The sequence below is a fragment of the Exiguobacterium marinum DSM 16307 genome (assembly GCF_000620845.1).
Classification (GTDB): Bacteria; Bacillota; Bacilli; order Exiguobacteriales; family Exiguobacteriaceae; genus Exiguobacterium; species Exiguobacterium marinum.
In genome coordinates this window covers 1197874-1216995 of sequence record NZ_KK211189.1, presented here as the reverse complement: position 1 = coordinate 1216995, position 19122 = coordinate 1197874, and the positions used below count along the sequence as shown (strand labels likewise).

Annotated in this window: 15 protein-coding genes; 3 read left to right on the top strand and 12 right to left on the bottom strand. The window is 50.1% G+C overall.

Going from position 1 to position 19122, the window contains the following annotated elements; genetic code table 11:
- Positions 1 to 16: 16 nt before the first annotated feature.
- The 6 genes from trxB to hprK all read right to left on the bottom strand — a co-directional run bounded on the left by trxB (position 17) and on the right by hprK (position 5687).
- A complete protein-coding gene (gene trxB / locus P400_RS0106605; protein ID WP_026825433.1) occupies positions 17 to 970 on the bottom strand; it encodes a thioredoxin-disulfide reductase in 954 nt (317 codons plus the stop codon).
- 68 nt (positions 971 to 1038) lie between these two features.
- Positions 1039 to 2511: a tetratricopeptide repeat protein gene (locus P400_RS0106600; protein WP_026825432.1), complete on the bottom strand. Its 1473-nt coding sequence runs from the start codon at positions 2509 to 2511 to the stop codon at positions 1039 to 1041.
- A gap of 294 nt (positions 2512 to 2805) precedes the next feature.
- On the bottom strand, positions 2806 to 3288 hold the full coding sequence (locus P400_RS0106595; RefSeq protein WP_026825431.1) for an acyltransferase: 483 nt from the start codon (positions 3286 to 3288) through the stop codon (positions 2806 to 2808).
- A complete protein-coding gene (gene ppaX, locus P400_RS0106590; protein ID WP_026825430.1) occupies positions 3281 to 3931 on the bottom strand; it encodes a pyrophosphatase PpaX in 651 nt (216 codons plus the stop codon). Before ppaX ends, P400_RS0106595 begins: the two co-directional genes overlap by 8 nt.
- Entirely contained in the window at positions 3931 to 4749 is an 819-nt protein-coding gene (gene lgt, locus P400_RS0106585; protein WP_026825429.1) for a prolipoprotein diacylglyceryl transferase, read from the bottom strand. Before lgt ends, ppaX begins: the two co-directional genes overlap by 1 nt.
- A gap of 2 nt (positions 4750 to 4751) precedes the next feature.
- Complete coding sequence (hprK, locus tag P400_RS0106580) at positions 4752 to 5687, bottom strand: HPr(Ser) kinase/phosphatase (protein ID WP_026825428.1); 936 nt, start codon at positions 5685 to 5687, stop codon at positions 4752 to 4754.
- Between the two features lie 147 nt (positions 5688 to 5834).
- On the opposite strand from hprK, the gene P400_RS0106575 reads away from it, so the two are divergent.
- Positions 5835 to 6191: a hypothetical protein gene (locus tag P400_RS0106575; RefSeq protein ID WP_026825427.1), complete on the top strand. Its 357-nt coding sequence runs from the start codon at positions 5835 to 5837 to the stop codon at positions 6189 to 6191.
- A gap of 37 nt (positions 6192 to 6228) precedes the next feature.
- Here P400_RS0106575 and P400_RS0106570 read toward each other — a convergent pair whose 3' ends face one another.
- The 3 genes from P400_RS0106570 to uvrB form a co-directional block, all read right to left on the bottom strand.
- Positions 6229 to 7398, bottom strand: a complete 1170-nt coding sequence (locus P400_RS0106570; RefSeq protein ID WP_026825426.1) for a DUF4097 family beta strand repeat-containing protein — start codon at positions 7396 to 7398, stop codon at positions 6229 to 6231.
- 65 nt (positions 7399 to 7463) lie between these two features.
- Positions 7464 to 10337: an excinuclease ABC subunit UvrA gene (gene uvrA / locus P400_RS0106565; protein ID WP_026825425.1), complete on the bottom strand. Its 2874-nt coding sequence runs from the start codon at positions 10335 to 10337 to the stop codon at positions 7464 to 7466.
- On the bottom strand, positions 10338 to 12308 hold the full coding sequence (gene uvrB, locus P400_RS0106560; RefSeq protein WP_026825424.1) for an excinuclease ABC subunit UvrB: 1971 nt from the start codon (positions 12306 to 12308) through the stop codon (positions 10338 to 10340). It lies immediately after the preceding gene.
- A gap of 462 nt (positions 12309 to 12770) precedes the next feature.
- On the opposite strand from uvrB, the gene P400_RS0106555 reads away from it, so the two are divergent.
- Entirely contained in the window at positions 12771 to 13478 is a 708-nt protein-coding gene (locus P400_RS0106555; RefSeq protein WP_026825423.1) for an MIP/aquaporin family protein, read from the top strand.
- A 28-nt stretch (positions 13479 to 13506) separates the two neighbouring features.
- Positions 13507 to 15024: a glycerol kinase GlpK gene (glpK, locus tag P400_RS0106550; RefSeq protein WP_026825422.1), complete on the top strand. Its 1518-nt coding sequence runs from the start codon at positions 13507 to 13509 to the stop codon at positions 15022 to 15024.
- Positions 15025 to 15089: 65 nt separating this feature from the next.
- On the opposite strand, the gene P400_RS0106545 is transcribed toward glpK, so the two are convergent.
- The 3 genes from P400_RS0106545 to P400_RS0106535 form a co-directional block, all read right to left on the bottom strand.
- The gene (locus P400_RS0106545; protein WP_026825421.1) at positions 15090 to 16229 is read right to left on the bottom strand and encodes a PDZ domain-containing protein; all 1140 of its coding nucleotides are present in this window, start codon (positions 16227 to 16229) and stop codon (positions 15090 to 15092) included.
- 43 nt (positions 16230 to 16272) lie between these two features.
- Positions 16273 to 17676 (bottom strand): S41 family peptidase, encoded by a 1404-nt coding sequence (locus P400_RS0106540; protein WP_026825420.1) that lies wholly within the window; start codon positions 17674 to 17676, stop codon positions 16273 to 16275.
- Between the two features lie 101 nt (positions 17677 to 17777).
- Positions 17778 to 19109: a murein hydrolase activator EnvC family protein gene (locus tag P400_RS0106535; protein WP_026825419.1), complete on the bottom strand. Its 1332-nt coding sequence runs from the start codon at positions 19107 to 19109 to the stop codon at positions 17778 to 17780.
- Positions 19110 to 19122: the final 13 nt, after the last annotated feature.

The following is a 19122-nucleotide window of genomic DNA, read 5'->3' as shown; positions in this document are numbered from 1 at the left end:
GTCCTAGCTTCTTGAATCATGCGTTTTGTTCTTGCAACGATTCGAGGAGTCCCTCGATGAAGTGTTGAGCATTTTGAGCGGCAATCGACCCGTCGTTTGTCGCCGTGACGACTTGACGGAGTGTTTTCTCACGAACGTCACCGGCAGCGAAGATTCCTGGAATGTTCGTTTCCATCGCTTCGTTTGTGACGATGTAACCTTGCTCGTTCGTGATGCCGAGGTCTTGGACGAACCCCGTGATCGGGTTCATACCGATATAGATGAAGACGCCGTCGATTTCGTGGTCTGTCTCTGTCCCGTCAACCGTGTTGACGAGACGAACCCCACCGACTTTCCCGTCTTTTTCTGTAATTTCTTTCACCGTATGGTTCCAAATGAAATCGATTTTCTCATTGTCGAACGCACGCTTTTGAAGAATCTTTTGTGCGCGGAGCTCGTCGCGACGGTGAACGATTGTCACCTTGTTCGCGAAACGTGTCAAGAAGACACCTTCCTCAACGGCTGAGTCGCCACCACCGATGACGAACAAATCTTTCCCTTTGAAGAATGCCCCATCACATACCGCACAATACGATACACCACGGCCGCCGAGCTCTTCTTCACCCGGTACGCCGATTTTCTTATACTGAGCACCAGAGGCGAGAATGATTGCACGCGCTTTGTAGTCTCGGTTGTGCGCATGCACGACTTTATATTCTGTTTCATCCGAGATGCGCTGCACGTCCCCATATGCATACTCCGCACCGAACGCTTTCGAATGGTCGAACATTTTTTGCGATAAGTCAGGACCGAGGATGCTATCGTAGCCCGGGTAGTTCTCGATGTCTTCCGTATTGGCCATCTGACCACCTGGAATTCCGCGTTCGATCATAAGCGTTGAAAGGTTTGCACGTGAAGCATATAGCGCAGCGGTCATTCCGGCAGGACCGGCACCGATGATAATGACGTCATAAATTTTTTCTTCTGTCATGTTTATTCCACCTCTGCAAGAAATTGATTGCCTTTAGTATAAGAAACCTGTACGGGTATCGTCTATCTTTATGCTTGTTCGAGTGTTCGTTTGAAAGAACGTACCTTCTCTGTCAACGTATCGACCGGAAGATGGAAGGCATTCGCACAGTCTTCGAGAATCAGCGCGTCTCGTTTTGTATAAAACATCCAGACGAGCGCAGCGGCCGATGCCGTTACGTCCAAGAATGGTTCATCAGACAATAAAAGTGTGGCAAAACGTTCATAGAAGTCACCTTCAAGACTCATCCGTTCCGCTTCCGAAACGTGTGCTTCAGCCAAGATAAGTGCGTCAAACGCACGTTTGATTCGTTCGTCTCCATTGAACGATTGACTACAGAGGTCGGCACGGCACATCTCCGCGAACGCGCGGACCGTCTCGTTCTCCGTCACCGCATTCGTGAGCGCGAGCGCTTCGAACGCCTCGTCGTCTTTAAGGTTAGAGATAATACGAATAATCTCGACTCGAGCCAAATCGCTTTCTTGACGCAATCCCTGGACGAGCGCCGAACGAAACTCAAGGTTTTCCCTAATATCGAAGCTCTGCCTCTCTTCGAATCGTTTCATCTCTTCATTGTTCAAGTAGGTGGCTGCCTCTTCTAATCGTCCTGTCTTGTAGGCAGACACGCTGAGCCAATGCCCGAACAATGGGTCACCGCGAAACCCGTGGTCCTTCAATAAGCGCAATTCTTCATACGCACGGTCGTAGTGACCGACGAGTGCGAGTGTCGTCGCTAATTTATAACGCAAGTCGTATTGGAGCGGACGGACACGTGTGAGCGGTGTCGATAACTGGATCGCCGCTTCCGAGTGTCCTGCTTCATGAAGCAAGAGAATCGTATTTAAAATCGCATGCAAGTTTCCAGGATTTTGATCGAGTACATATTCGAGCGTCCGGAACGCCGCTTGATCATCACCGAGATAAAAGCTGACGACCGATAAATTGTTATAAGCCGGCCAAAACTCTGGATATCTCCCGATCAGGCGTTCGAGTGTCGCCTTTGCCGCAAATAACCGTCCTTTGTCGATTTGACGCTGTGCTTCTGTATGCCACGTAATCAACTCATCTTCTTCCTCGTCCTCGAGCTCTTGTTCGAGCTCAATCAGTTCAAGAAGGGATTGCACCGCTTCCGTGTAGTGACCTTTCGCGTCACGATCGAGATATTCGGATGCATAATTTGCGGCTTCTTCATATTGAGAGACATAGGCACAGTTACTCGCTAAGTGATAAAGCGCCTCTGTCGCAGTCTCGTCGAGCTCTAAAACTCGCTTCCACACGTCATTGGCGTGGTAGATCTCCCCTACTTCAAACAACAGTTCTGCGTACTGTTTATGATAGTCGACGCGATGCGTGGCTGCCGCTGTCGCTTCAGCCATGAAAAAAGTCGCTTCATCTAGGCGACCTTCACGTAACGCACGACGACCTCTATAGTAGTGGAGCTCCGCAGCGAGCGGAGATTCTGGTTCGGGTAGCGTCATTACTGCTTCATAGTTCGCTTCCATATTCTAAATCCTCCACATCATCTTTAAATCTTTTTTTAGTTGCAGGGATAAGAATACCTCACTCGAACAACGAGGGCAACTGAAAAAGTTAAAAAAAATCGCGACTATATTCCTTCTATAATGAATATTTTTTACTAGGTTCAAAAATTATTTTTGAGCGAAAATATGTTTTTTTCATTTCTGTACTTTTTTCCATTAAAAAGCGGTATCTCTTTAAAAAAAAGTGATACCGCTCAAGTATTCTTTCATCTTCTTATACAAAACATGCACGAAAACTTTTTGCGAAAAATTGTGTCAAATATGTGTCAGCGATTGTAGTTTCGCCCCGACGACTCGTTCACCCGGCAACACGTCGCGATGAACAATCGCGCCAGCGCCAACGACAGCACCGTCTCCAATCGTCACACCAGGCAAGATGGTCACATTCGCTCCGATCAACACCTCATCACCGATGACGACGTCCCCGATCCGATACTCATCCACGAGATACTCATGACAAAGAATCGTCGAATTGAACCCGATGACCGTGTTGCGACCAATCGTGATCCTCTCCGGGAACATGACGTCCGGTGTGACCATGAGGGCAAGTGCACTATACTCTCCAATGTTCATGCCGAGAAACGTCCGGTAGAGCCAACGCTTCGCCTTTACTGAAGGAAAATAACGGCCGACGAGCACGACCGCCGTGTTTTTGAAGACACGTAAAAAACGAATCGTCCGATACATCTGCCAAAGCGGATTCGGTCCGTCGATATGAAATCGCTTCGTTTTACGCACGGACGCTTACCTCATCGAGCCATGCCTCGAAATGTTCCATCGTATCAATGATGACGTCTGGCTCGAGCGATTCGAGGAAAGGACGACCTTTGAGTGCCCAACCGACTGCGACCGTTTTCGTCCCGGCGTTCTTTCCGCTGAAAATGTCGGTATCGTTATCGCCGACCATGACCGCGCGTTCTGCCGACGAATCGAGCGCCTGAAGCGCACGCTCGACCGGTTCGGCGTGAGGCTTTTCGTTCTCAACGTCATCTGCCGTCACAACGACGTCAAACAAATGATCGATGTTGAATAATCGAAGCCCCCGCTCGACGACGGGACGCCCTTTCGACGTGACGATCCCCATCTTATAGCCTTTCGCATGGAGGCGGTATAACCCCTCGATGACACCGGGATATTCTGCGACGAGTTGATCATGCATCGCGATATTAAAACTTCGATAGAACGCCTGCATCTCTTTCCATTCCGGTTCGTTGAGTTCACGGAACGACTTCTCAAGCGTCGGTCCGATGAATCGATAGACGTCTTCATCCCGATACGTATTTTCTGGGAAATAGTATTCGAACGTATGACGGAAACTCGCGATGATGAGCGGGTTCGTATCGAGTAACGTTCCATCCAAGTCAAATAAGAGCGTATCCATTAATCAAACAGTCCTTTCTCTGATGGGTCGTTGTACCGTTTCGCGTTGCGGCGAAGAATCATCATGACGATACCGAAGAGGATCAAGGCGATAGACACCATTTGGGCCGCACGCAAATCACCTGACATGAGACTGTCCGTACGAAGTCCCTCGATGTAGTAGCGACCGATCGAATACCAGACGAGGTAGGACAAGAAGATATACCCACGTCGTGGGTTTCCGACCATACGCCAAACGACGAGGAAGATGACCCCGATGATGCTCCAGACACTCTCATATAGGAACGTTGGAATATAGTAAGCCCCATCGATATACATCTGATTGACAATCCAGTCCGGCAACATGAGCGTGTCTTGTAAGAAGCTACGCGTCGTCTCTCCACCATGCGCCTCTTGGTTCATGAAGTTCCCCCAGCGCCCGACAGCCTGTCCGAGAAGAAGGGAAGGTGCCAGGATGTCTGTCACTTTCCAAAAAGACATCGATTTTCGCATACAGTATACGATAACGACAAGGAGCGCCCCGAAGATGGCACCGTGGATAGCAATTCCGCCTTGACGGATATCGATGATTTGCCCAAGGTTTTCTGAGTAATAATCCCACTGGAACGTCACGTAATAAATACGCGCAAAAATGATACTGATCGGGATCGACCAAATGACGACATCCACAAGTCGCTCCGAATCGTAATTGATGCGCTTCGCTTCATATAAAGCAAGAACGAGACCGAGCATCGCCCCGAAGGCGATAATCATGCCATACCAATAAATTGGCAGAGATCCAATCTCAAATGCTACACGATCAAATGTCGGTTCTACCATGATCACAAGTCTCCTTCAGTGTCCTGAATCGCGTTTGCAAGACGTTCCGCAAACTCTTCAGCCGTATTGATTCCCATGTTTTGGAGACGATAGTTCATCGCCGCGACTTCAATGATGACCGCCAAGTTTCGGCCTGGGCGAACCGGGATCGTCAGGAGCGGGACTTCACTATCGATGATTTTCATCACGTTGTGGTCCAGTCCGACACGGTCGTACACTTTGCCCGGATCCCAGTTCTCCAAATTGACGATGAGACTGATTTTTTTATGCGACCGAACCGCTCCGGCCCCGAACAACGTCATGACATCGATGATGCCAATCCCACGAATCTCAAGTAAATGACGAATGAGTTTAGGCGCTGAACCGACGAGGAGTTGGTCGCCGGTTTGACGAATCTCAACCGAGTCATCAGCGACGAGACGGTGCCCCCGTTTGACGAGTTCAAGCGCGGTCTCGGATTTCCCGACACCACTTTGCCCTTTGATGAGGACACCGACGCCGTAGATATCGACGAGGACCCCGTGCATCGCCGTCATCGGCGCGAGCTCCATCTCGAGGAAGTTCGTGATTTGTGATTCGATTGAAGTCGTCACCGCATTCGTCCGCATAAGTGGAACGTTTTCTGCTTCCGCTTCTTCCTCGATTTCTTTTGGAATATCGAAACCTCGAGTGATTAAAATACCGGGTGTGTGTTCCGTACATAAAATTTTGGCGCGCTCACGACGCTTTTCTTCCGATAGGCTCGCATAAAAAGTCAATTCCGTCTTCCCTAATACTTGCAGGCGGTTTTTCGCATAGTGCGTATAGTAACCAGCAAGGACGAGACCTGGTCGACTTAGGTCGGGTGTTGCGACCGGACGATGAAGTCCTTCCTCTCCCGCAATAATTTGAAGTTTAAAACGCTCAACGACTTGAGCTGTGCGTACGATATTTTGCATCAGTATCTGCCCCTTTCACGCTCATTATTGTATCATAGCTCTTTCTATGAAAGGTTAGAGAAGTGATGAACAACGTGTCAAAAAATTGATGAAACTTTCATACATTCTGTTCGTAGGAAGGGTATAAGCATAATGGGAGGTGTAGTAATGGAAGGATTATTTGGAATCGTCATCTTATTTGCGATCGTGATCGGGATTGGTTCGCTCGTCTATATCATCAAGTCGTTGATCGATATGTGGAAAGAATATGCGGCGACGAAAAACGAGACGGTCTTACTTTTGTTCATCTTGAATATCATCGGATTCTTTTTATCGGGTGCGCTCATCTCGATGATTGTCGCCATCATCTTCTACTGGACTCGTTCGAAGTCGATGCGCCTCTTCGGAATCATCCTTTTGATTGCCGGGCCAGTTCTCTTCATCGTCTTCGCGGTCAGTGCCTTCGCGCTGTATGATACTCAGATGATGGATTGGCAACAAATCGAGTATGAAATGAATCTATAATCAAAAAAATCCCGAAGGCGGCGCCTTCGGGATTTTTTTATTGTTGATGGAACGGATTATTCAAATCGCCTGGGTCGACCGGATCGACCGGGTCAGCCGGCTCTGTCTGTTCTTCATCTAAGAATGTCGATGGTGTATACACCGAACCATGCTCTAAGTCGATGGTACCGGTACGTGTTCCCGCTTCGACTTCGATACGAGGTGTTTGACCTCGACCAGACAAGAATTCAAGTCGACGTTGGGCGACGTCCTTGCGGTCACGGATAATCTCGAGTTCATCGAGCAAGCAATGAAGACCTCCGAAGTTCGTTTCTAGTTCACCTTCGACCTCGACACCGTGTGGCAATACGAGTCGAATGTTCCCGGCGAGCGAGGCGAGTTCGAACTTGGCCGGACGAGCCGTTGCCAGTTCCGCACGAATATTTCCGTTCCCTGTCTTAAGGGAAGCTTTGTCGTATTTCCCGCCGATAATGACGGCACCGTTTCCGGTACGGACATGAACGAGTTCCGCTTCTACGCCTTCGATTTCGACCGTCCCGTTGCCAGTATTCAACAGTAGTTCCGATGCATGCACGTCATTTAGCACGACGCGACCGTTCGCGGTTTGTACACGGACGTTCTCGACGTCGAGACCATCGGCCCGGACTTCCCCGTTCAATGTTTGGACATGAAGATGGTTAAAATGGTGATGCGGGATGTACAATTCCACATGGGCCCGGACAAGCTTGTCCCGTAGCGAGACGACGAGACGGTCGCCGATGACGGAATGTTTGACGGCCGACTGTAACTGCTCGAGCGCCTTGTCCGCATCTTGTTGGCGAAGCGGACGTCCCGTTACAATCAGTTCACAGTCTTCGGCATCAGACGATACAATCGTCGCCGATGCGTTGAAAAGATCAAGTGAGATATCGCTGCCTGTAAACGGGAACGACTTCGAGTACGTCACTTCCGGTCCGAAATTCGAGCTGAATGTAAAGTCACTGTCACGAAGTTTCGTCACGAGCCCTTCCATCGCAGACGTCAGTTTCGTCGTAAGCGATTCGACCGAGTACGCATCGACCTTCTCCGTATCCTGTCGTTCTTCAAGCGCTTGAACTTGTTCCGGTTCGAGTCGCTCGAGACGTTCGAGTTGCGTCATCCCCTCCTCAATCGTCATCTTGCCTTCCTTCACTTGCTGGAGAATCAGTTCACGCATTTCTTGTTTCACGTTCGTTTTCCCCCTTCAATTTGATTGCACGTCAATTAACTTCCCGTTTCTCACCATTTCTATACTTATTTCTTTTTTCCTGCTTTCGGTTTCACGCGGGCCGCATCACGTTCAAGGACTGGTTTCAAATACTTGCCGGTATAAGAAGCCGCGACTTCAGCGACTTCTTCCGGTGTGCCGGTCGCGACAATCTCGCCGCCACCGTCACCGCCCTCTGGTCCGAGGTCGATCAAATAATCCGCCGACTTGATGACATCGAGGTTATGTTCGATGACGAGCACCGTGTCTCCGTTCTCGACGAGACGTTGCAACACTTTCAACAAACGGGCGATGTCGTCGACATGAAGTCCGGTCGTCGGTTCATCCAAAATATAGATTGTCTTCCCGGTCGAACGCTTATGGAGCTCTGATGCGAGTTTGACACGTTGTGCTTCCCCACCTGAAAGTTCTGTCGCCGGCTGTCCAAGTTTCATATAGCCGAGACCGACGTCATAGATCGTTTGAATCTTCCGTTTGATTTTCGGAATTTTGTCAAAGAATTCGAGACCCTCTTCAATCGTCATATCGAGCACGTCCGCAATCGTCTTCCCTTTATACTTCACTTCGAGCGTCTCCCGATTATAGCGTTTCCCGTGACAGACTTCACACGGCACGTACACGTCCGGTAAGAAGTGCATCTCGATTTTGATGATTCCGTCTCCGCGACACGCTTCGCAGCGACCGCCTTTGACGTTGAAGCTAAAACGCCCCTTCTTATATCCGCGCATCTTCGCTTCGTTCGTTGAGGCAAATACGTCACGAATGTCATCGAAGACACCTGTATAGGTCGCAGGGTTCGAACGTGGCGTACGACCGATTGGGGATTGGTCGATATCGATGACTTTATCGATATGATCGAGACCTTCGATTTTCTTGTGTTTCCCTGGTTTCGCTTTGGCGCGGTTCATATTGTGCGCTAGCGATTTATAGAGAATCTCATTGATCAATGTCGATTTACCAGAGCCCGAGACACCCGTCACTGCGACGAACATCCCGAGTGGAATCGATACGTCGACGTCTTTTAAGTTGTTCTCCCCTGCCCGAACGATTTTTAAGAAACGCTCGTCCGGTATCTTGCGTTCAACGGGAAGCGGGATGAACTTCTTCCCGGCGAGATATTGTCCGGTGAGCGAATTCTTGTTTTTCATCAGTTGTTTCGGTGTACCGGCAGCGATGACCTGGCCTCCATGCTCCCCGGCGCCTGGTCCGATGTCAATCAAGTAGTCCGCTTCCATCATCGTATCCTCGTCGTGCTCGACGACAATGAGCGTGTTGCCGATGTCACGCATCTGTTTGAGCGTGGCGATCAAGCGGTCGTTATCGCGTTGATGGAGACCGATCGACGGCTCGTCTAGAACATATAGGACACCCGTGAGGCGCGAGCCGATTTGCGTGGCGAGACGAATCCGCTGTGCTTCCCCACCCGAGAGCGTTCCCGCGGCACGAGAGAGTGTCAAATAGTCGAGACCGACGTTATTCAAGAAGCTGAGCCGTTCTCGAATCTCCTGCAAGATGAGACGCGCGATTGCGATATCTTTCTCACTCAACTGTTCATTTAGCCCTTCGAAGAAAGCAAGTGCGTTCACAACCGACTTCTCCGTCACTTGTCCGACGTGCTGGCCGATGATTTTGACGGCGAGCGACTCTTCTTTCAAACGATAACCGTGACAGGTCGGACAGGCATGTGTCGCCATATACATTTCCATCTGCTCACGAATGTAATCGGATGTCGTCTCCCTGTAACGGCGCTCAATGTTGCGAAGAACCCCTTCAAAGAAAATCGTGTTCGTCCGGACTTGACCAAAATCATTCTCGTAGCGGAAGAGGAAGGATTCCTCAGTTGACCCGTTCAAGACGAGCTCTTGGTCACGCTTCGACAGACGCTCAAACGGCACGTCCATATCGATATTAAAATGTGCACACATCGCTGCAAGCAGCTGCGGATAGTACTGGGAACTCGTTGGTTGCCACGCGACAATCGCCCCTTCTTTTAACGTCTTCGACGGGTCCGGGATGACGAGTTCTGGGTCGACGTCTAGTTTCGTCCCGAGACCATCACACGTCGGGCAAGCGCCGAATGGTGAGTTAAACGAGAACATTCGGGGTTCGAGCTCGCCGATTGAGAAACCACAGATCGGGCAAGCATGATGTTCGCTAAAAAGAAGTTCTGTGCCATCCATCTTGTCGATGATGACACGTCCATCAGCGAGACGTAACGCCGTCTCAAGTGAATCCGCAAGACGGCCTTCGACATCCGGTCGGACGACGAGACGGTCGACAACGACCTCAATTGAATGTTTTTTATTTTTGTCGAGCTCGATTTCATCTGTCAATTCAATCGTTTCTCCATTGACACGGACACGGACGAACCCTTCTTTTTTCAACGAATCAAATACTTTCACATGCGTTCCTTTACGCCCCGATACGATTGGGGCCAAAATCTGAAGACGCGTCCGTTCCGGTAATTCCATCACCTGATCGACCATCTGGGAGATCGTTTGACTCGAAATTTCAATTCCGTGGTTAGGACAGACCGGCTTCCCGATTCGCGCGAATAAGAGTCGGAGATAGTCGTAGATTTCCGTCACCGTACCGACCGTCGACCTCGGGTTACGACTCGTCGTCTTTTGGTCGATCGAGATGGCCGGACTGAGTCCTTCAATCGTATCGACGTCCGGCTTATCCATCTGACCGAGAAACTGACGGGCATACGCCGACAAGCTCTCGACGTAACGTCGTTGTCCTTCAGCGTAAATTGTGTCGAACGCAAGCGAAGACTTCCCGGAACCGGACAAGCCCGTCAAGACGACGAGCTGGTCACGTGGGATGTCGATGTCAATATTTTTCAAGTTGTTGACGCGTGCCCCTTTAATGACAATCGCATTTTTCTTTTCAGCCATTTAATTCCCTACCTTCAACTCCAAGATTAAGTCACGCAATTCGGCCGCACGTTCGAACTGGAGATCGCGCGCCGCTTGCTTCATTTCTTCTTCCAACTTGGCAATTGCCGCCTCGCGTTCCGCCGGCTTCATCGTACTGAGCGACTCTAACGCCTCTTCTTCGGCCTCGACCGTTGCTCGGATGACCCCTCGGACATCTTTTCGAATCGTCTGTGGGGTGATGCCATGTTCTTCATTGTAAGCTTGTTGAATCGTTCGCCGACGGTCGGTCTCTTCAATCGCGCGCGTCATCGAGTCGGTCATCTTATCCGCGAACAAGATGACGTGCCCGTTCGAGTTCCGGGCCGCCCGTCCGATCGTCTGGATAAGTGACCGGTCTGAACGAAGGAACCCTTCCTTGTCGGCATCGAGAATCGTGACGAGACTCACTTCCGGGATGTCTAGCCCTTCCCGCAGCAAGTTGATTCCGACGAGGACGTCGTATTTTCCGAGACGAAGGTCACGGATAATTTCAATCCGCTCGAGCGTCTTGATTTCAGAGTGCATATAGTTAACTTTGATTCCGGCCTCCCGTAAGTAATCAGACAAGTCTTCCGCCATTTTCTTCGTGAGCGTCGTCACGAGGACACGTTCCCCTCGCTTGATGCGCTCGCGAATCTGATCCATCAAGTAGTCGATCTGTCCTTTGATCGGATGAATCTCAATTGTTGGGTCGAGGAGACCCGTCGGTCGGATAATCTGTTCAATCATGTCCGGCGTATGTTCGAGCTCATACGGGCCCGGTGTCGCCGAGATGAAGATGGCCTGGCTCAACTTCTTCTCGAACTCGTCGAACTTGAGCGGCCGGTTGTCCTTCGCCGACGGCAGACGGAAACCGTGGTCGACGAGCACTTGTTTCCGTGCTTGGTCCCCGTTATACATCCCGCGCACTTGCGGGAGCGTCACGTGCGACTCATCCGCGATGAGCAAGAAGTCTTTCGGGAAGTAATCGATGAGCGTGTACGGTGTCGCGCCTGCCTCCGTCAAGTTCAAATGGCGCGAATAGTTCTCGATGCCTGAACAGTAACCCATCTCACGCATCATCTCGAGATCGTAGTTCGTCCGCTGCTCGAGACGTTGCGCCTCGAGTAACTTGCCTTCTTCACGGAACTTCTCAAGCTGTTGTTCGAGTTCGGCCTCTATGTTGACGATCGCTTTTTGAAGCTTTTCATCACGTGTGACGAAGTGGGATGCTGGGAAAATCGATACATGCTCGCGATCGGCGATGATTTCGCCGGTAAGCGGGTCCATCTCGCGAATCCGATCAATCTCGTCCCCGAAAAACTCGACACGCAAGCACTGCTCGTCACGTGACGCCGGGAAGATTTCGACGACGTCCCCACGGACACGGAACCGACCCCGTTGGAAGTCGATGTCGTTCCGTTCATATTGGATGTCGATCAATTTGCGAAGCATTTGATCGCGCCCCATCTCTTTCCCGACACGAAGACTCAAGACGAGACTGTTATATTCTTCCGGGTTACCGAGACCGTAGATGCACGATACCGAAGCGACGATGATGACATCATCGCGCTCGAACAGAGCCGAGGTCGCCGAGTGGCGAAGTTTATCGATCTCATCGTTAATCGAAGCATCTTTTTCGATAAACGTATCGGTCGAAGGCACGTACGCCTCTGGCTGATAGTAATCGTAATAGCTGACGAAATATTCGACGGCGTTGTTCGGGAAGAATTCTTTGAACTCGGAGTAGAGCTGTCCGGCGAGCGTCTTGTTGTGGGCGAGGACGAGTGTCGGTTTCTTCACTTCCTGGATGACATTCGAGACGGTGAACGTCTTCCCCGTACCGGTCGCCCCGAGGAGCGTCTGGTACCGTTCACCCCGATTCAAACCTTCGACAAGCTGTCGAATCGCTTCAGGTTGGTCACCTCCTGGTTGAAATTCAGATTGTAATGCAAACGGAATTGATTCCATAAGATACTCCTCACCTTCTCATTTCATAAGTGTCTTGATTATACCATATACACGAACAAATATTCGCTTCTCAACTTTTACTGAGAACGTCTTTATAGAAGAAACGTCATTTGTGCATCGCTTAATATTTTTCCTTAACCGTCTCAAAAGAAACATTCAAATCGTTCAGAAAGATCCATTTGTTCAATTTGTAAAGGTTACTTTTGTAACATAGGAGACGAATGACCAAACAATGGACCATATTCCTATTCAATTGAAATCCCCCCAGTTTTCATGATGAATCATCTATTTCTTATTAGTTCCGCTCTCTACTCATCATTTTTATGAAGTTTACAGGTGTAAATGTGAACATTTTTAGGAAAAAAGTATGATTTTTGAAAAACGCTGTTTTAAAACGCTTACATTTTGGGCATATAATGAAGTGGTAAGTCAAATTGCATAAGGGAGAAAGGGGAGTATCACATGTCAGCATTTGTCAGTGAAATTATTGGTACGATGCTATTGATTCTGCTCGGTAACGGTGTCGTCGCCGGCGTCGTCCTCCGCCATTCCAAAGCGGAAAACTCTGGCTGGATTGTCATCACAATGGGTTGGGGTCTCGCCGTTATGGTCGGGGTCTACGCAGCCGGTATTTACGGAGGTGCACACATCAACCCTGCCGTCACGATTGGTCTCGCGACAGCAGGCGAATTCCCATGGGCGGATGTCCCACTCTACATCCTCGCTCAGTTTATCGGAGCCATCATTGGGGCATGTTTGGTTTATATCCACTATAAACCGCACTATGATGCAACGGACGACCCAGGTTTGAAACTGGCGACGTTCTCGACGGCTCCTGGTATTCGAAGCACACCTTTCAACTTGATTGGTGAGATTATCGGAACGTTCGTCCTTGTCTTCGGTCTATTGTCATTCGGGGCAAACACCTTCGCGGACGGACTTAATCCGCTCATCGTCGGCTTCTTGATCGTATCGATCGGTCTTTCGCTCGGTGGTACGACCGGGTATGCAATTAACCCGGCACGTGACCTCGGTCCACGTATCGCTCACGCATTTCTTCCGATTAAAGGAAAAGGATCGTCAGATTGGGGATATTCATGGATCCCGGTCGTCGGTCCAATTATCGGCGCGATTATCGCCGCACTCATTTATGGCCTTCTCGTCTCGTAACACAATATTTTGAAGGAGGAAATCACATATGGCGAAAGAAAAACGTTATATTTTAGCACTAGACCAAGGAACGACAAGTTCACGGGCAATCATCTTTGACCATGACGGAAAAATTGTCACGGTCGCACAACGCGAATTTAAACAGTATTTCCCAAAACCAGGCTGGGTCGAACATAACGCCAATGAGATTTGGGGTTCTGTCCTCGCCGTCATGGCGGAAGCATTTGGTTCGGCAGACATCGATCCGAACGAGATTGCAGGAATCGGAATCACGAACCAACGTGAAACAGCAGTCGTTTGGGAGAAAGAAACAGGACGCCCTGTATATAATGCAGTTGTTTGGCAATCACGACAAACCGCTGACATTTGTGAAGAACTAAAAGCAGCCGGTCATTCTGATATGGTGCGTGACAAGACGGGCCTTCTCATCGATGCTTACTTCTCTGGGACAAAGGTCAAATGGATTTTGGACAACGTCGAAGGCGCACGTGAAAAAGCCGAGAACGGAGAACTTCTCTTCGGTACAATCGACACGTGGCTCATCTGGAAACTTTCAGGTGGAACGGCCCACGTGACAGACTACTCGAACGCGTCCCGTACACTTATGTACAACATCTATGAACAGAAGTGGGATGACGAATTACTCGACATCTTAACGGTACCGAAGTCGATGCTCCCTGAAGTCAAAGCTTCAAGTGAAGTCTACGCAAACACAATCCCGTATCACTTCTTTGGATTTGAAGTCCCAATCGCCGGAGCCGCAGGTGACCAACAGGCTGCCTTGTTCGGTCAGACGTGCTTCGAAAAAGGGGAAGGGAAAAACACGTACGGCACGGGTTGCTTCATGCTTATGAACACAGGGGAAGAAGCCGTCAAATCAGACCATGGTCTCTTGACGACGATTGCTTGGGGCTACAACGGTAAAGTCGAGTATGCGCTCGAAGGATCGATCTTCGTTGCCGGTTCTGCGATTCAATGGCTCCGTGATGGATTGCGGATGTTGAAATCAGCGAAAGACTCGGAGCAATACGCGACACGGATCGAGTCGACAGAGGGGGTTTACGTCGTACCAGCCTTCGTTGGACTCGGTGCACCTTATTGGAACTCTGACGTTCGTGGCGCTATCTTCGGCCTCACACGAGGAACGGAAAAAGAACAGTTCGTCCGTGCGACAATCGAGTCACTCGCTTATCAGACACGTGATGTCCTCACGGCGATGGAGAACGACTCAGGAATCAACTTGAAGACACTCCGCGTCGATGGCGGGGCCGTCAGCAACAACTTCCTCATGCAGTTCCAATCAGACATTCTCGACGTTCCAGTCGAACGTCCTGAAGTGAGCGAAACGACTGCACTCGGTGCTGCCTACTTGGCAGGTCTTGCCGTTGGATTCTGGAAAGACCAAGCTGAAGTCAAAGAGCAGTGGAAACTCGACAAGAAATTCGAGCCGAACATGGACGAATCTCACCGCGAGGCACTCTACAAAGGTTGGCAACACGCTGTCGAAGCAACAACAGCATTTAAACCATCAAAACTTGACGTATAAGAAAAAAGGGCATCCCCAAGGGTGCCCTTTTTCAGTACAAAAAAGAGTACCCTTGACGGATACTCTCACAGTTTGCGAAGACGGACACGCGGACTCGTCGGTTCCCCGACGAACAAGATGCCAAGTTCATGCGGATCGGTCTCATACATCGCCCGTTGAACGAATCGGATATCACCGTTCAAGTTCAACACTTCGAGCTTAATATAAGGTTTATGTTGCTGGAGCGCCTCATAGAAACTATGTCCTCCCGTGATGACTGTTCCATTGACTTTGTAGATGGATTCACCCGGGATGAGTTGCATCGCTTCCCCCGGTGAATTCGGGAGCGTGTCAACGATGACCGCCCCGCGATTGCCATTGATAAAGACAGGTGTCGTGCCACGATTTTCTCGTTTGATCCACTGTAATCCGAGTTCATAGAGAACGAATAGTGTAATCAATACATAGTCGATATACGGAATCTCCCACGTATAGGATATACCGAACAAAATAAGGGCGATCAATGCGAGCATCGCACGATAGTTACTCAACCGTGCGAGAAGTGTCCCCGGCAAGGCACCGGTCGACAGTAAACTGACCCCAATCGGAATCGGCAGAATGATTGGGATCATCGGCAAATCAAGACCGAACATCGGCGGTAAAAAGACAACGAGCGGGAAAAACCAAACCCGTTTGACGACGTGTCCTCCGATGAACTGCCCACGTTTGGACAAGATTAGTGTCGGTGACGTCTCTTTTGGTCCATCCCATCGTAGGAGAATCGCTTCCGCGAGTGTGACGAGCCCGAACGTCAATGCATAGACCGTCCAATCGACTCGGGCAAGCTCTCTCACCCAATCACTGAATGCCCCATATGCGACAATATCACGTAACATGACGACACCGAATATAATGAGGAGCGGCAACACTGGGTTAAAGAATCGCGGATGCATCGCCAAGACGACAAGCGTGTAAAGAATTGTAAACGAAACTGCCCATTCAAATGTGATGGTCGTCTCCAGTAAAATCGTTGCGGTTGATGAGAGGACCGCCAGCAGGAGACTCGGCCAGATGAAATGCTTCCATTCCGACTTTGGTGAGCGGCGTCTCGAACGAAACATGGCCCGTTCCCGTTTGACTCGGGTCATTGATATGTACGTAAGGGCGACGAGCGTCACCCAAAACAGTGGACTACCTAACAACGTCAATAAAGCCGTAACACTCATTCGTACAACTTCCACGCGGTCCAACCCTTTCTTTCATACAACGTTATTTTGCGGCTTCTTCTAGCGCTCGATTCAGTTGAGCATCGTTTTCCTCATCTTGAATCGCCTCGAGTAGCTTCGATTCGAGTGCCGAGGCTGTCTCTTCATCGACTGTACCTGAAGCCGTGAGATTTTGGTCTGCCTGGAACGCTTTTACGGCCTCTGCCATCGTATCGCCGTAATATCCGGGTTGACCGCCTGGCTCATAGCCGATTCCAGTTAAAATATTGTGCAAGTTCGACACGGAGTCGCCATAGTCCCCGACTTTTAATGACTCTTCTTCTGTTAGCACGCGGGTTACATTGAAGAAATCCGGTTGCTTCACTTCGATGTCCGGCTCGATCCCTTTTTTGTTGATCCAGTTCCCGTCCGGTGTGAGCCATTTGCTCGTCGTCAACTTCAAGTTACTGCCGTCTTCTAAATCGAACGCCGTCTGCACGACACCTTTCCCGAACGTCTTCGTGCCAATGATTGTCGCACCGGCCCCTTCTTTCATCGCACCTGTCAAAATCTCGGATGCCGAAGCAGAGCCTTCATCCGTCAAGACGAAGAGGTCATACGGTTTTGCTTCACGGGCACGACCATTTTGAGCGTCACGGTCCCCGTCCGCATTTTCGATTTGGACGACCGGTTTCGATGTCGGGACGAACCCTTCAGACATCTCGATGACGGCAGGTAAGAGACCCCCCGGATTTCCACGAACGTCGATGATCAAGCTATCGATGTCGTCTGCTTCAAGTTGCTCGAGTTGCTCGAGAAACTCATCGGCTGTCGGTTCTGAAAATTGAGTAACTTGAAGGTAGCCAATCTTTTTACCATCTATTTCTTTCACTTCAGAGAACACGGTCTCAATCGGAATCGTGTCACGTGTGATTTCATAGTCCGCCGTCTGACTGCCACGGCGAATCGTCAGCGTGACCGTCGTCCCTTTCTCTCCTCGAATCAGCTGGACGGCTTCCTGTACATCCATCCCCTCAATCGACTCACCGTCGACCGCTGTGATGATGTCGCCCGGGCGAAGTCCTGCTTCTTCGGCCGGAGCGCCTTTGATTGGAGCGACAATTAAGATGTCTTCTCCTTTCTTCTCCAAAGTTGCGCCAATTCCTTCAAAACTCGATTCAATCGAGTCGGTAAATTGTGATGTTTCTTCTGCGTCTAAGAAGTCAGAGTACGGATCGTTCAGTGCTGCGGTCATACCGTCGAGCGCGCCTGTCAATAAGTCATCTTCTGAGATGTCTTGTAACGAATGCGCCTCAATCAAATCACGTACTTGATCGACTTTATCCCAGCCTTCCGCATTCGTTTGAATCGGAAGAGAAGTGTCTGTAAATGCCATCGTCGCAAGGCCTGCACCGGCCCCAGCCACGAACGTTGTGCCAGCGAGTAGTCCTGCGGTTGAATTTTTCACGGGTTGGTCCCTCATTTCTCTTTGTAAGTCTTTTCATTAGTATAGCAAAAACGAAAGGAAAAGCGGACGCGTTCCACATATTTGGGACGCGTCCGCTTGAATTAATAGCCAATATACGGGGCTGGGTCAATCGCATTCGGCTGTCCCGGCGCCCATTTCCCTCGATGTAACTCAAAATGGAGATGCGGTCCGGTCGACCAACCCGTGTTACCGAGCGTCCCGACTGTCTGTCCTGCCGCTACCTGTTGTCCGGCACCGACCGTGATTGCATTCAGATGAGCGTAGACGGTCGTCCAAACCTCTCCATTCATAACATGTGAAACAAACACGACATTCCCATATCCGGTCGCCGGTGCCGCTTTGATGACGACACCTGGTGCACTCGCAACAATCGGTGTCCCTGAAGCATTGACGAGGTCGATTCCCTTATGAATCTCCGAGACACCTGTCAAAGGATTGTTTCGAGGACCAAACGGGCTCGACACATATCCTGACACAGGGCGGACGAATCCGTTCGACGTTGAAACGTTCGTCGGTGTTTCAGGTGGTACCGTCACCTCAGGCGCCTCTTTCACTTCCGATTCTGACTCACGCGCTTCCGCCTCGGCTCTTGCTCGTTCTTCGGCAGCACGCTTTTCAGCTTCCTGTTTGGCACGTTCGGCCGCCTCAGCGGCTTCTCGCTCAGCAATCGCAATCGCTTCGAGCTGTTCGCTGATGATTCGATTCTGTTCGGCCATGACGGCCTGTTCTTCACTGCGTGTCATCTTCTCAAGTTCGAGTTGCTCGACTTGTTCGTTCAGTTCGACCAACAGATCACGCTTTTTCTCGGCTGTACGGTCGAGGTCTTGCTTCGTGATGACGAGCTCACGCTCTTTTTGCTTGATGAACGAGAGTTGGGTACGTTGCGTCGACTCAAGCGACTCTAGGCGTTCCATCTCACTCATATAATTATGTATGAGCTCCCGGTCCTGTTCAGCGATTGTGCGGGCCGTCATGACCCGTGTCACGAAATCGCCGAAAGAGCGGGACTCAAAAATGACTTGTAGATAGGACGTATCTTCATGTACTTGCAAGACACGAAGGCGCTCGTTTAAAAGTTCCTTCTGGTCTTCCAAGTATTTTTCTTGAACAGAAAGTTGTTGGCGGGTCGTCTCGAGCTCTCCACGGGCCGTGTCGACTTCGTGTTGTTGAATCGCGATTTGTTCGCTTAAATCATTCAACCGATCATCGACGACGTGAATTTCTGTCTTTACAGCATCACGCTCTGCCTCTGTGACCTCAAGCTCGGCATCCGTTTCAGCCTGCGCATTTTTCGATTCCTCCAACTCATTGGACAATCGATCTTGTCGAGCTTTTAACGTGTCTTTCTCTGTCGCCATGACAGGCATGGCAAGTAATGATACACACAACCCTAGCGCAAGCGAACGTTTCATCCGCCAACTCCTC